The sequence below is a fragment of the Aliiroseovarius salicola genome (assembly GCF_027891095.1).
Taxonomy (GTDB): domain Bacteria; phylum Pseudomonadota; class Alphaproteobacteria; order Rhodobacterales; family Rhodobacteraceae; genus Aliiroseovarius; species Aliiroseovarius salicola.
On the sequence record NZ_JAQIIO010000003.1, the window covers coordinates 182964 to 197228 of the forward strand.

Below are 14265 nucleotides of genomic sequence, written 5' to 3' on the forward strand. Positions count from 1 at the left end.
AGAATAGGGACCAGAAAACAAAATGGCACATGCAAAGAACCACGATTATCATATTCTGCCGCCATCGGTGAATCCGTTCATCGGCGCGGTGTCGGGCTTTATCATGCTGTTTGGGGCTGTCCAGTGGATGGCAAACGACATGCCTTGGCTGTTTTTCGCAGGCCTGATTGGCGTGCTCTATGTTATGTTCGCCTGGTGGTCGGATGTCGTTCATGAAGGTCAGACCGGAGATCACACCCCGGTGGTGAAAATTGGCCTGCGCTATGGCGTGATCCTGTTCATCATGTCCGAAGTGATGTTCTTCTCGGCCTGGTTCTGGTCGTTCTTCAAGCACGCGCTGTACCCGATGACCGAAGGCTCGCCCGCGATTGATGGCGTCTGGCCGCCGGTGGGGATTGAAACCTTTGACCCTTGGCACCTGCCGCTGATCAACACGCTGATCCTGCTTCTGTCGGGTGCGGCCGTGACCTGGGCACACCACGCAATTGCCCATGAAAACAACCGCAAAGACCTGATCAACGGTCTGGCCATCGCGGTGATCCTCGGCGCGATCTTCACCGTGTTCCAGGCCTATGAATACAGCCACGCCGCCTTTGGCTTCTCGGGCAACATCTATGGCGTGAACTTCTTCATGGCGACCGGCTTCCACGGTTTCCACGTGATCGTCGGCACCATCTTCCTCTTCGTCTGCATGTTGCGCGCGTTGAAGGGCCACTTCACCCCCGAAAGCCACGTCGGGTTCGAGGCAGCCGCCTGGTACTGGCACTTCGTGGACGTGGTCTGGTTGTTCCTCTTCGCCGCAGTCTACATCTGGGGCGGTTGAACCTGATCCAAATTCGGTCCTAATTGGGGCGTGGGAGAGATCCCGCGCCCTTTCCCATTCCAAACCCCAGAAAGCTCCGCCTGAATGAACTGGAAATTTATCATCGCAGCGTTCCTCAGCATGATTGTCCTCGCCATTTTTGTGTCGCTGGGCACGTGGCAGCTCTCTCGCCTCGAGGAGAAAGTGGCGTTGATTGCCAAGATTGAAGCGAAGATAGGGGCGGATCCGGTGGACCTTCCAAAGTCGCCTGATGCGGAACAGGACAAGTATCTGCCCGTTTTTGTGAGCGGATCATTTGACGAAAACGGAGTGTTCATTCTTGCGTCCACCCGCGATTTTGGAGCAGGGCATCGAGTGGTGTCTGCCTTTGTCATGCCGGAGGGGCGGCGCATTCTTGTGGATCGAGGTTTTGTGCCGGTGCAATCCGGGCGGCCTGATCTTGAAGCGAGCGTGCCCATGACGCTCACCGGTAACGTGCACTGGCCCGATGAACGTGACAGCTATACGCCGGAAGATGATATTGCGGGCAACATCTGGTTTGCACGCGATGTGGATAAGCTCGCCCGGCACCTGAACACAGAGCCGATTCTCATTGTGGCCCGCGACCAGACCGACCCAGCGATCAAACCCATGCCCGTAACCTCATCCGGCATCCCAAACCGTCATCTGGAATATGTCGGGACGTGGTTTTTGCTCGCCATTACATGGTCGGTGATGACAGGCTTTGCGCTTTGGCGTATGAAGCGCCGACGGTCCCAATCTGGACCACATGCCGACGCATAAAGGAAAGACAGAAATGCGCTATGTTTCGACCCGAGGAGAGGCCCCGGTTCTGAGTTTCGAAGACGCCATGCTGACCGGGCTTGCCCGTGATGGCGGCCTGTATGTGCCCGAAACTGTGCCGACCATGACCTCGGACGAGATCGCCGCCCTTGCGGGTGTGTCTTACGAAGAGGCCGCCTTCCGCGTGATGCGCCCCTTTGTCGAAGGCAGCTTTTCGGATGAAGAGTTCCGTGAGATCATCGCCAAGGCCTATGCGGGCTTTGGTCATGAGGCCCGCGCGCCGCTGGTGCAACTGGAATCCGGCCATTTCCTGCTGGAGCTGTTCCACGGCCCGACGCTGGCGTTCAAAGATTTCGCCATGCAACTGATCGGCCAGCTCTTCCAGGTGGCGCTCGCGAAACGCGGCGAGAAGATCACCATTGTGGGTGCAACCTCGGGTGACACCGGTTCTGCCGCGATCGAGGCCTTCCGCGGGCTCGATAATGTGGATGTCTGCATCCTCTACCCGCATGGCCGCGTCTCTGACGTGCAGCGCCGCCAGATGACCACGCCGAGCGAGTCGAATGTGCACGCTTTGGCCGTAGATGGTGATTTCGACGATTGTCAGGCGCGCCTGAAGGACATGTTCAATGATTTCGAGTTCCGGGATGAGGTGAAACTCGCCGGTGTGAACTCGATCAACTGGGGCCGGGTGTTGGCGCAGGTGGTTTACTATTTCACCTCGGCCGTGGCCCTTGGTGCGCCGCACCGCAAGGTTAGCTTCACCGTGCCGACCGGCAACTTTGGCGACATTTTTGCGGGCTATATCGCCAAGAAAAGGGGCCTGCCGATTGACCAACTGGTGATTGCCACCAACCAGAACGACATTCTGCACCGCACGATGGAAACTGGCGCTTATACCAAAGGCGAAGTCACACCCTCGATTTCGCCCTCAATGGACATTCAGGTCAGCTCGAACTTTGAACGCGCGCTGTTTGACGCTTATGGGCGCGACGGCAAGGCGGTGCAAAGCCAGATGGCAGACCTCGCCTCGGGGGGCTTTACCATCTCGCAAGGGGCGATGGAATTCCTGAAGGAGCAATTCACCTCGGGCCGCGCTTCGGAAGATGAAACCTCGGCAGAAATCAAACGCAGCTTTGAAGCGACCAACGAAGTGCTGTGCCCGCACTCCGCCGTCGGCGTGAAAGTCGCGCGTGAACATCTGACAGATACCCCGATGATCACCCTCGCCACGGCTCACCCGGCCAAATTCCCGGCCGCGGTCAAAGACGCTTGCGGGCAAGACGCGCCGCTGCCGCCCCGCATGGCTGACCTTTTTGACCGCGAAGAACGCGTGACCCGCGTGGCCGGTGATCTTGATGCCCTCAAAGCGGTCATCCGCGAAAAGATTGGACGATAAGCCATATGACAGTTGAAATCGGACGGCTGGCGAACGGGTTTCGCGTTGTGACCGAAAACATGCCGGGGTTGGCAAGTGCAAGCCTTGGCATCTGGGTCATGGCTGGTGGACGCCATGAAACCAAGGCGCAAAATGGTATTGCGCATTTCCTTGAGCATATGGCGTTCAAGGGCACCGAGCGGCGCTCGTCTCTGGAAATCGCCGAAGCGATTGAAGATGTGGGTGGCTATATCAACGCCTATACCTCGCGCGAGGTCACGGCCTATTACGCCCGGGTCCTGAAACAGGACGTTGCACTGGCTTTTGACGTGATTTCCGACATTGTGCTGAACCCGGTGTTTGACTTGAACGAGATCGAAACCGAACGCGGTGTGATCCTGCAGGAAATCGGACAGGCGCTGGATACGCCGGATGACGTGATTTTCGACTGGTTGCAGGAGGAAGCCTTTCCGAACCAGCCGCTGGGCCGCACCATTCTGGGCCCGGTGGAACGCGTACAGGGATTCCAGCGTGCGGATCTGGCTGGGTTTGTGGCCCAGCACTACGGCCCAGAACGGCTGATCCTGTCTGCCGCTGGTGCGGTGGATCATGACGAGATCATGCGTCTGGCCGAGACCACCTTTGGCGGTCTGACCCGCGGGTCGGAATATGCCGAGCCTACCGCCCAATGGGCCAGCGGTGAGCGGCATGAGATCCGTCCGGGGCTCGAGCAGGTGCATTTTGCGCTGGGGATTGAGGCGCCGGGCTACCGCGACGATGCGTTTTACGCGGCCCAGCTTTTCAGCTCGGCCCTTGGTGGCGGCATGTCTTCGCGTCTGTTTCAGGAAGTCCGGGAAAAGCGTGGGCTGTGCTATTCGATCTATGCGCAGGTCGGCTGTTACGATGACACCGGCATGATGACGATCTACGCGGGTACTTCGAGCGATGATATCGCGGATCTGGCAGGGTTGACCATGCAGGAGCTTGCCCGTTCGGCAGAGGATATGAACGCGCGTGAAATGGAACGCGCCCGGGTGCAGATGAAAGCGGGGCTTCTGATGGGGCTTGAAAGCCCATCTGCGCGTGCCGAACGGTCTGCCCGTTTGCTGGGCATCTGGGACAGGGTGCCGGGTCTTCATGAAACCGTTGAGAAGATCGACGCGGTTACGTTGGACGAGATGCGAACCGTGGGCCGCGCGATGGCGCAAGACGGGGCCATGGCCATGGCGGTCTATGGTCCGGCAGAAAAGGCATTGCCCCTGTCCGATCTGAGCGAACGCAGAAAGGCAGCGTGATGTTTGGCCCGTTTTCGACCCGTACACGCAAGAAGTTCCGGATCGAAACCGAGCGGATGACGCTGCGCCCCCCTCTGCATGGTGACTATCGCGCCTGGTCGGCCTTGAGAGCGTCCAGCCAAGAATTTCTGACACCATGGGAACCCACATGGGCGGCAGATCACCTGAGCCGAAAGAGCTTCACCAACCGGGTTTATTGGGCAAATCGTTCGGTGGCAGGGGGCACGGCGCTGCCGCTATTCATGATCCGGCGCGAAGATCAGATGCTATTGGGGGCGATCACGCTTGATAATATCCGGCGGGGGCCTTCGCAGGCGGGGACCACCGGCTATTGGGTGGGCGAGTGCTTTGCCCGTCAGGGCTACATGCGCGAAGGCTTGGAGGCCGTCGTCCATTATGCGTTTCATGATCTCGACCTGAGCCGACTTGAGGCCGGGTGCCTGCCTGAAAATGCCGCGTCGCGTGGGGTTTTAGAGAAGGTCGGGTTCAAATATGAAGGCGTGGCGCAGAGCTATCTTCAGATCAACGGGCGCTGGCGCAACCATGTTCTCTATGCCAATCTGCGATCAGACCGGCGCGGGCGTACCTTAGTGGGGTAAGCCAGGGTCGACGGGCAGGGGGCTTCGGTTGGCACCTCAGCCCGCAGATGATGGCCTCGCTTCGCTCGGTTGCCTCCGGCGGAGGTATTTGATGCAAGAAAAAAAGAAGGTGTCATGCGGAACGTGGATCAGGAATTTGAGGCGCAGTTGCGGGCTGGTTTGCCTGCGGCAGTGTTTCGCCCCTTGACCTCGCATTACATGGAAGAACCACGGGGCCAATTCCATGGCTCAGACGGTTTGGTTCTGGCGCCCGGCACTGTCGATGAAGTTTCCACCATCTTGCGTACTTGCCATCAGGCATCTGTACCGGTCGTGCCATTTGGTGGTGGCACCGGGTTGGTGGGGGGGCAGGTGATGCCCGCCGAGCTTTGCGCGAGACCGGTTATCCTCTCAATGGAACGAATGACCCGGGTTCGGGACATATACCCTGACGAAAATGTTCTGGTCGCGGAAGCTGGCGCAATTCTGGCGGATGTTCAATCCGCTGCTGAACAAGTGGATCGGTTGTTTCCCTTGTCTCTGGCCTCAGAAGGGTCGTGCCGGATTGGGGGCTGCCTGTCCACCAATGCGGGCGGAGTGAACGTGCTGCGCTATGGCAATGCACGTGCGCTTTGTCTGGGGCTTGAGGCCGTGTTGCCTGACGGGCGGATCTGGCATGGGCTGAAGCGGCTCAGGAAAGACAATACTGGTTATGATCTGGTGAACCTTTTGTGCGGAGCTGAGGGTACGTTAGGGGTGATCACGGCCGCCAGCCTTCGCTTGTCGCCACGCCCCCGATCGGTGGCTACTGCCCTTTTGGTGGTCGATAGACCGGCAGCAGCTCTTTCGTTGCTGACGTTGGTGCAGACGCAATTGGGCGAGGGGATCTCGGCGTTTGAACTGATTTCCGGGGTTGGTCTGGCGTTTCTGGAAGAGGCCGGGATGGGTGGCCCTCAACCCTTTAAGGCGCACCCACCCTGGACCGTGCTGATCGAACTTGGATTGGGGGGTGTCGGGCAAGCCCAGGCGGCTCTGCTTGACCTGTTCGAGGCCGCGTTGGAAAAGGGCCTCGTTTCGGATGGTGTCATTGCCCAATCAGATGCCCAAAGGCTCGCGCTGTGGAAGCTGCGCGAAGAGATCCCTCTGGCCAATCGCCATGTGGGGGCGATCTCGTCGCATGACATCTCACTGCCGCTGTCGGACATTCCCGACTTCCTCGCGCGCGCCGATGCGTTACTCGCGGCACTTGACCCTTTCCGCATAAATGCGTTTGGCCATCTTGGGGACGGCAATCTGCACTATAATGTCTTTCCGCCGAAAGGACGGTCCAAGCAGGACTATGAGGATCAGGTCAACCAAATCCGTGAGATCGTCTACGGTCTGGTGCACGAGTATGGCGGATCTTTCTCGGCAGAGCACGGCGTGGGGCGGCTTAAAACCTCCGAACTTGAGCGGTTCGGTGATCCGACTCGCCTTGCGGCTATGCGCGCGATCAAACAGGCACTAGACCCCAAGGGTATCATGAACCCGGGGGTGTTATTTGCTCACACCTCCTGAGCGTTCCCTTTCTTTTTTCTTGCCCGAAATACCTCGGGGTGAGCGGCAAAGCCGCGAGGGGCAGCGCCCCTCAGGCTCATTCGCAGAACGAGCCATGCCCACACGGCGGAGCCCTCATATCAGGGCGACAGAGTGCGGGAGAACCGTCGCCTCGCCCCCGAGCTGCCTCATCCTCAAAATGAGTGATGCCCCGCCTTTGGGTGAAGGCAGGGCATCGCACGGGGTCGATAAATATCGGCGTGCACAAGCAGCGTCCGTTGCTCCAACGGACATGTGTGTTTTAGCGGTGAAGGATTAACAACCCGTTCACAAGGCATCGTGTTTCGGAGCTCTCAAAGCCCCTCGAACTCGCAAAGAACATGCACATCCATGCCCATGTCCTCAAGCACCTTGCGTCCGCCGAGTTCCGGCAGATCGACAATGAACGCACACCCGATGATGTCAGCGCCGACACGTTCCAGAAGTTTGATGCCCGCGCCAGCAGTGCCACCGGTCGCCAACAAGTCATCGACCAAAAGCACGCGTTCACCCGGTTGGATCGCGTCGGTGTGCATCTCGACCACCGCCTCGCCATATTCCAGCGTATAGGCCTGCGAAAGCGTTTCACCGGGCAGCTTACCCTTCTTACGGACGGGTACAAATCCGGTGCCAAGTTGGTGGGCAATCGCGCCGCCGATGATAAAACCACGGGCTTCAAGACCAACAACCTTGTCGATCGGCTGCCCTGCATAGGGGTGCAGCATCTGGTCGATTGCCATGCGCATCCCGCGCGGGTCGGCAAACAGCGTTGTTACATCGCGAAACAGGATCCCTTCGTGGGGGAAGTCGACGATGGTGCGGATATAGTCCTTGACGGTTTTCATGTCTTACCTTCGGTGGTGATGCGCATCAGGGCCTCTATTGGCCCACGGCGGAAGATACGCAACCAGATGCCTGCAAACAATGCGGCAGATGCGACAAATCCCATGGAATAGGCAAAAATTCCAAAGCTGGTCATCTGCCCGTCCAAAAGCCCCAAGGCCTCAAGCAGCCCCATGCCAATCAGGATATGCGCCACGTAAAGCGAAAGCGTTATGCGACCGGGGGCCACAAAGATCAATTCCAGCCGGATCAGGCACAACAGCGGGGTGATAAGAAGGATGGCCCCCAGCGCTGCCGTTGCCGTGGCCCCTGCCGCAATCATGAAAAGCGGACCGGGCGGGATTGGCGTGGTGCCCATGAGATCCCCCCACTCAGGCAGTTCGATCAGCGATTGAGACAGGAGCTCGGTCGCTGCGGCAATCACAGCCCCTCCGATCAGCAGACCCAGCTGGACCGGCACACGGGTCAGCTTCAACCGCCCCAGCCACAGGCCAAACAGAAGAAAGCCTGCCCAAGGAAAGACGGGATACCACCCATTATAAAGCGTGTGGCGCAGGAAACCGGGCAGGGTCCAGACATCCGCGTAGGTGAGGCTGTCCCAGTTCCAGCCCACGCTATAATCCAGCAAAGCCTGCGCCAGAGCGCCGATCACCACAAACCCTGCGGCCACCAGCAATAGGGTGCGGTTCGACACGCTCAGAAAGGCAGCGCCGACAAGGAAATAGAACGTATAGAAATGCAGGATATCGGCGTCGAAGATCAGCATATTCGCCATACCAATCCCAAACAGGAAGATGGCGCGGCGCAGGGTCAGGTGCCATGCGGGTGTGCCAAGTGCCACCCCGACCCCTGCTAGAATGACAAACAAGGCTGCTGCGCGGCCCTCGAGATACCCGGTCAGGATTGCAGGCCAGTCCAGCGCCCAGTCCGACACCACATCGGCACCCCCCCAGCCCCCGCCGGTTGTCACCTCGGCGGTAATGCGGAAGTTGACCAAAACCATGCCTGCAAACGCGAAAAAACGCGCGATATCAATGCCCTGATTGCGCATGTCTGCTCCGCTGTCCTTTTTTGTTTGCAAGGAGTCTGAGGCCAGTTGGGGCAGGGTGCAAGAGAGAATCAACCAATCATGTAATCCATGTTTCATGAGGTCGATGATGAAAGCCGCGCGGTCGTCCCGAAACCAAGCTGGGGAGGGCGTCATCAGGGTTTCTTTTTTATTCAATACCCGTTAGGTAGCCACATCGCGAACAATCCTCCCATCAAGGTGATCTGATGCCCCGAGCTCTTCTGGCCCGTTATGCCGCCCGTATTGAACGCCCCGATCTGCGCTTGTCGCCGAACGAGATCCTGACACCTGCCCGGATCAAGATCGAGCTTCTGTCCGGCTTGACCGTGGCCCTTGCGCTGGTGCCCGAAGCGGTCGCATTTGCCTTTGTGGCAGGCGTGCACCCGCTGGTGGGCCTTTATGCCGCATTCATGGTGGGGCTGATCACCGCAGTGATCGGTGGGCGCCCCGGCATGATCTCGGGCGCGACCGGTGCGCTGGCGGTGGTTATGGTGGCGCTGGTGGCGCAACATGGGGTGGAATATCTCTTTGCCACTGTGGTCTTGATGGGGCTGTTGCAGATATTTGCGGGGATTATGCATTGGGGCAAGTTTATCCGCCTCGTGCCGCACCCGGTGATGCTGGGCTTTGTGAACGGGCTTGCGATCGTTATTTTCCTGGCGCAGATGACGCAGTTCAAACAGCCCGGAAATCCTGATGCGTGGCTGACAGGGATGCAGCTTTACACCATGTTGGGGCTTGTGGGCCTGACCATGCTGATCATCTGGGGTCTACCGAAAATCACCAATATCATCCCTGCACCACTGGCCGGGATCGGCATCGTGGCGGGTCTGGTCATTGCCTTTGGCATCAATGTGCCTACCGTGGGTGACATGGCCTCGATCAAGGGTGGGCTGCCGAGCTTCCACTGGATGTTTGGCGAAGGAGAGGGGCTTTATGGCACGATGCTTGCGCCCTTCACGCTGGAAACGCTCTGGATCATTCTGCCCTACGCCGTGATCCTTGCCGCCATTGGTCTGATCGAAAGCCTTCTGACCCTGAACCTTGTGGGTGAGATCACCGGCCAGCGTGGTGGTGCTTCGCAGGAATGTATCGCTCAGGGGGCCTCAAACGTGGTCACTGGCTTCTTCGGCGGCATGGGCGGTTGCGCGATGATCGGTCAGTCGATGATCAACGTGAAATCAGGCGGGCGCACCCGCATTGCCGGTATTGCAGCAGCCGTGTTCTTGCTGCTCTTCATCGTTGCTGCGTCCAGCTGGATTGAAATGATCCCGCTCGCGGCCCTTGTTGGCGTGATGTTCATGGTGGTGATCGGTACCTTTGCCTGGAACTCGCTGACAATCCTACGCCGCGTGCCGCGTATCGATGCCTTTGTCATCCTGCTGGTGACCGCTGTCACCGTCTATGAAGACCTCGCCGTGGCCGTTGTGGTCGGTGTGATCGTATCGGCGCTGGCCTACGCCTGGAATGCCGCAGCGCGCATCCACGCGGTCACGCGCGATGAAGAGGGCGCCAAGGTCTATGACGTTGAGGGCCCGCTGTTCTTTGGCTCAGCCGACGGGTTCATCGAGCTTTTCGACGTGAAGAACGACCCAGAGCTTGTGGTGATCGAATTTGCCCGCTCTCGCGTGGTTGACCAATCCGCCTTGCAGGCCATCGAAGCGGTAGCGGCAAAATATGAAGCGGCGGGCAAGAAGGTCCAGCTGCGCCACCTAAGCCGCGATTGCCACGACCTGTTGACCAAGGCGGGGCACTTGATGGTCGACAGCGATGATGACCCGGATTACGAAATCGCGGCGGATTACTCGGTCAAGACTGGGATCCTTGGCGGGCACTAAGCCACCCGTGCAGATTTGATTAGGGCGCCGTCTGGCGCCCTTTTTCGTTTGTCCAGTTACTCGCCGGGCCGCTTCAGCTCAAATTGGTCCCGCACCACAGTGTAATTGCGATAGCCCATCCGGGCGAGCAGGCCTTTCGATGTCGGATCAAAGATCCCGTCGATCAGGCAATCCTCATTCAAATGTACCCCAACAACTTCACCGAAACAGACGAGGTTTTCCTTGCCGGGCAGGCGTGTGATTTGGGTGAGTTTGCACTCAAGGGCGGCTGGAGCAGCGGCAATGCGAGCGCAATTGATCAGCTCACACCCGGTTTTCTCAAGTCCCGCGCGCGTGAACTCGTCTACGTCACGCTCATAAGCTCCGGAAGAGATATTCATCGCATTTGTCATATCTTCGCTGACAATATGCACGCAAAACTCGCCCGTATTGTTGATATTGTCCAAACTGTCTTTCCCCAGATCACGATCAGATTTCCCGGATGTCGAAGCAAACATGACCTGTGGCGGCTCATAGGCCACCCCGTTGAAAAATGAATAGGGGGCGAGATTGTCTCTCCCCTCGGTGTCACGGGTCGAGATCCAGGCTATCGGGCGCGGCGTGACAATGGCGTTGAACGGGTTGTGCGGCAGCCCGTGACCCTCTTTCGGTTGATAAAACATGCGCTTCTCCCTTTTCTCGCCGCTCTCCTCCTGCTAGCAGCAAAAGAGGAGAAAAGGGAAGGTGCCGTGTATACGCTGACGGTAGAACAGGAAGACGACTGGTGGGAGGTAGAAGCCCTCTATGACACCTGTTTTGCGCCGGGGCGCGAAGCATTGTCGTCTTATCGCCTGCGTCATGGTGTTGACCCGGTTCCATCGCTGTCGATGGTTGCGCGGGATGCGGACGGGATCATTGGGGGGGCCATTCGCTATTGGCCTGTTAGGATCGGTGGGGAAACAGCCCTATTGCTGGGCCCTGTAGCCGTGCACCCGACGCGTCAGGGCGAGGGCCTTGGCGGACTTTTGATCCGCGGCAGCCTGGAACAAGCTAAGGCCGAAGGTTGGGAGCGGGTCCTATTGGTGGGGGACGCGCCCTACTATCGTCGGTTTGGTTTCAGTAGGCTTACCGGGGTGATCATGCCCCCGCCCACCAATCCCGATCGGGTTCTTGGTATCGCTCTGCGCTCTGATGCCTGGGTGGGCATCATCGGTGATGTCGAGCGATTTGTGATCGATGTGTGAGCTCGCGCGTAAGGGATGTTGATCCATTCCAAGGCGCGCGCTGTTGGGTAGGCTCTGCTCTGTGGGGCCATCAGTTTCAAAATTACGAAGCTCAATAAAGTTACGCCAGGCCCGGTACACCGAGACCGCCAATAAAAGACAAAACAAAATCAGAGAAATTTCAAACAAGCCTGTTTTCCTGCTACCGGAAGAATTAAAATGAATCCCACCCACCCCAATAGGTGGATATGCGAGTGCAAAAGTAAACAAGAATAGGTGCATCAACGCAGTAAAGGCGATTGACGTCGCGTAAGCTCTTATTCGGTTCGAATGGAATGTCGGTTCCGGGCAATCCAATCCACAACCGTAGAGCGAACGGATTGCTCGCCAGACAGGCGCGCGTCATTGATACAGGCGCGCAGTTCCTGAATATTGATCCGGCGGATCAGGCTTTTCACCGGGCCAATCGAGGCAGGCCGCATCGACAAATGTCTCATTCCAAGGGCGGTGAAACAGGCCGCTTCAATCGGTCGGCCCGCGTCTTCGCCACAGAAACTGAGCGGCGTGCCGACCTCTTTGCAGCGATCCACAATCTCTTCGATCAGATTCAGGAAACTTACATTCAGCGTGTCATACCGTCGGCGCACCCGTTCGTTTTCGCGGTCAGCGGCATAGAAAAACTGCTTTAGGTCATTGCCGCCAATAGAAATAAAGTCTGCCATTTCAAAGAACTGACGCGGCGCGAACACCATTGAGGGTGTCTCTAGCATGGCGCCGATTTCCAATTTCTCCGGCAGGATATGACCCAGTTTGCGTTCGCGCTCCACTTCGGCCAAAAGCATTTCGCGGGCGTCACGGAACTCGTCCAGCTGGGCAATGAAAGGGAACATCACTGTCAACGTGCGCCCCTGAGACGCCCGGATCATGGCCTGCAACTGCATCCGCATCACGCCGGGTTTGTCGAGCCCGACACGGATTGCCCGCCAGCCGAGGGCCGGGTTGGGTTCATCCAGCGGGTTCATGTAGGGCAACACTTTGTCCGACCCGATATCGAGCGTGCGAAACACCAGCCGTTTGCCATGAGCGGCGTCCATCACCTGCGCATAGGTATCCACCAACTCGCCCCGACGTGGCACCTTGGAGACTGTGAGGAATTGCAGTTCGGTGCGGAACAGTCCGACCCCCTCAGCCCCCGAGTTTTCAAGGCTCGGCAAATCCGCCATGAGGCCCGCATTCATGTGGAGTTTCACCTCGGTGCCGCACAGGCCCATGGCGGGTTTGTCCCGCAGCGACTGGTAGCGTTCCTGCTGCTGGGCTTCCATCAGCATCTTGTCACGAAAGGCGCCGATAATGCTTTCTTCCGGGCGCAGGTGGACGATGCCGTGTTCGCCATCGACAAGGATGTGGTTGCCGTTCAGGGCCTCGGTGGCCACATGACCGGCCTGTACCACAAGCGGAATGGCCCAGGAGCGGGCGACGATGGCGGCGTGGCTTGCAACGGAGCCTTCTTCCAGAATGATCCCGCGCAGGCCACGGCCATATTCCAACAGCTCACCCGGTCCGATATTGGTGGCAATCAGGATCGGGTTTTCGGGCATCTCGGCCCCGGTTTCACGCCCCTGACCAGTGAGAATGCGCAACAGGCGATTGGACAGATCGTCAAGGTCATGCAGCCGTTCGCGCAGGTATGGGTCTGGCACTTGGCTCATGCGCGCACGGGCGGCGGATTGTTCCTTTTCCACAGCCGCTTCAGCCGAGAGGCCCCGCGCGATGTCCTCTTCCATCCGGCGCATCCAGCCCTTGGAATTGGCAAACATCCGGTAGGCTTCGAGGACCTGCATATGCTCTTTATCTTTGCTCTGGGCGGTGTCCTGCGCAGTTTCCAGAAGTTCGTCAACCTTCAGGCGCAGCTCTTCCACCGCTTCTTGCAAGCGATTCAGTTCCGAGGCAGGGTCATCCGCCACCGGGTTTGTTACAACCACGCGCGGTTCATGTAGCCAGACATGACCTTCGGCAGCGCCTTCCTGACCAATCTGTCCCTTGAAGGTTGCAGGGCGCTGGTGCAGAGCGGCCATCGCGGCCCCTTCACCAATAAACGCGCCCAGCTCGGTCATTTCCGCCAGCACCATGGCGACAACTTCCATGCCGTAAAGTTCGTCAGCTGAAAATTCACGGGCCATTTTTGATTGGATCACCAGAACGCCGAGGTTTTCTCCCAGGCGTTGGATCGGCACACCGAGAAAGCTGGAAAAGATTTCCTCGCCGGTTTCCGGCATAAAACGGAACCCCTTTTCGGATGGGGCGTTTTTGGTGTTCACCGGGCGGGCGGATTTGGCCACGCGCCCCACCAGACCTTCGCCGATGCGCAGGCGGGTCTGGTGTACAGCTTCCGGGTTCAGACCTTCGGTGGCGCAAAGCTCCAGCGTATCCGCGTCGCGAAACAGATAGATCGAACACACTTCGACGCCGAGGCTTTCGGCAATCAGCGTGGTGATGCGGTCCAGCCGCTCCTGACCTTCGGAGGCCGCAGCGAGTGTCTCGCGCAGCTTGGCCAAAAGCTTTCGGCTGTCGCTCTGTTGGCGTTCTGCCATCCCGGTGCTCCCCTTGCACGCCCCACCTTTTCAGGCGTTTGTGTCCGATCCTCCCGTGCCGGATGACATGTTTTCTTTTGCCATTCCGGTTCGGATCTGGCCCAAACTAGGGCCTCCTCACGAGATTTGCCAGTTCCGGCATTCAGTTTGCCGAATTTTGCCTTATCTTGGCGGGTAACGTCGCGCCAAACCAGCAAAATTCCACTTAAAGGGGATAAAATTTCGATTTTCCCTCTCGTGCTTAACCGGTGAGCTGAGATCCGAAAGGATGTTGCGATTTCGGGCACATG

12 protein-coding genes are annotated in these 14265 nt (G+C 58.4%); 8 read left to right on the top strand and 4 right to left on the bottom strand.

Annotated features, from left to right (window positions below; all coding sequences use genetic code 11):
- Nucleotides 1-22 precede the first annotated feature (22 nt).
- From O2N63_RS07065 to O2N63_RS07090, 6 genes are all read left to right on the top strand, one after another.
- A complete protein-coding gene (locus O2N63_RS07065; protein ID WP_271053549.1) occupies nt 23-823 on the top strand; it encodes a cytochrome c oxidase subunit 3 in 801 nt (266 codons plus the stop codon).
- A gap of 84 nt (nt 824-907) precedes the next feature.
- Complete coding sequence (locus O2N63_RS07070) at nt 908-1606, top strand: SURF1 family protein (protein ID WP_271053550.1); 699 nt, start codon at nt 908-910, stop codon at nt 1604-1606.
- Between the two features lie 13 nt (nt 1607-1619).
- Nucleotides 1620-3005 carry a threonine synthase gene (gene thrC, locus O2N63_RS07075; protein ID WP_271053551.1) on the top strand — a complete coding sequence of 462 codons (1386 nt, stop codon included), beginning with the start codon at nt 1620-1622 and terminating at the stop codon, nt 3003-3005.
- Between the two features lie 5 nt (nt 3006-3010).
- On the top strand, nt 3011-4279 hold the full coding sequence (locus tag O2N63_RS07080; protein ID WP_271053552.1) for a M16 family metallopeptidase: 1269 nt from the start codon (nt 3011-3013) through the stop codon (nt 4277-4279).
- Nucleotides 4279-4878, top strand: a complete 600-nt coding sequence (locus O2N63_RS07085) for a GNAT family N-acetyltransferase (RefSeq protein WP_271053553.1) — start codon at nt 4279-4281, stop codon at nt 4876-4878. Before O2N63_RS07080 ends, O2N63_RS07085 begins: the two co-directional genes overlap by 1 nt.
- A 114-nt stretch (nt 4879-4992) precedes the next feature.
- Complete coding sequence (locus O2N63_RS07090) at nt 4993-6414, top strand: FAD-binding oxidoreductase (RefSeq protein WP_271053554.1); 1422 nt, start codon at nt 4993-4995, stop codon at nt 6412-6414.
- Between the two features lie 332 nt (nt 6415-6746).
- On the opposite strand, the gene O2N63_RS07095 is transcribed toward O2N63_RS07090, so the two are convergent.
- Nucleotides 6747-7277, bottom strand: coding sequence for an adenine phosphoribosyltransferase (locus O2N63_RS07095; RefSeq protein WP_271053555.1), 531 nt, complete (start codon nt 7275-7277; stop codon nt 6747-6749).
- Nucleotides 7274-8326, bottom strand: a complete 1053-nt coding sequence (locus tag O2N63_RS07100; RefSeq protein ID WP_271053556.1) for a DUF418 domain-containing protein — start codon at nt 8324-8326, stop codon at nt 7274-7276. Before O2N63_RS07100 ends, O2N63_RS07095 begins: the two co-directional genes overlap by 4 nt.
- A gap of 224 nt (nt 8327-8550) precedes the next feature.
- Between O2N63_RS07100 and O2N63_RS07105 the strand changes: the two genes are divergently transcribed.
- Nucleotides 8551-10182: a SulP family inorganic anion transporter gene (locus tag O2N63_RS07105; protein WP_271053557.1), complete on the top strand. Its 1632-nt coding sequence runs from the start codon at nt 8551-8553 to the stop codon at nt 10180-10182.
- Nucleotides 10183-10238: 56 nt separating this feature from the next.
- Here the strand turns inward: O2N63_RS07105 and O2N63_RS07110 are convergent, their stop codons facing one another.
- Nucleotides 10239-10844 carry a flavin reductase family protein gene (locus O2N63_RS07110; protein ID WP_271053558.1) on the bottom strand — a complete coding sequence of 202 codons (606 nt, stop codon included), beginning with the start codon at nt 10842-10844 and terminating at the stop codon, nt 10239-10241.
- 66 nt (nt 10845-10910) lie between these two features.
- On the opposite strand from O2N63_RS07110, the gene O2N63_RS07115 reads away from it, so the two are divergent.
- Nucleotides 10911-11405 carry a GNAT family N-acetyltransferase gene (locus O2N63_RS07115; RefSeq protein WP_271053559.1) on the top strand — a complete coding sequence of 165 codons (495 nt, stop codon included), beginning with the start codon at nt 10911-10913 and terminating at the stop codon, nt 11403-11405.
- Nucleotides 11406-11701: 296 nt separating this feature from the next.
- Here O2N63_RS07115 and ptsP read toward each other — a convergent pair whose 3' ends face one another.
- Nucleotides 11702-13975, bottom strand: a complete 2274-nt coding sequence (gene ptsP / locus O2N63_RS07120; protein ID WP_271053560.1) for a phosphoenolpyruvate--protein phosphotransferase — start codon at nt 13973-13975, stop codon at nt 11702-11704.
- Nucleotides 13976-14265 lie beyond the last annotated feature (290 nt).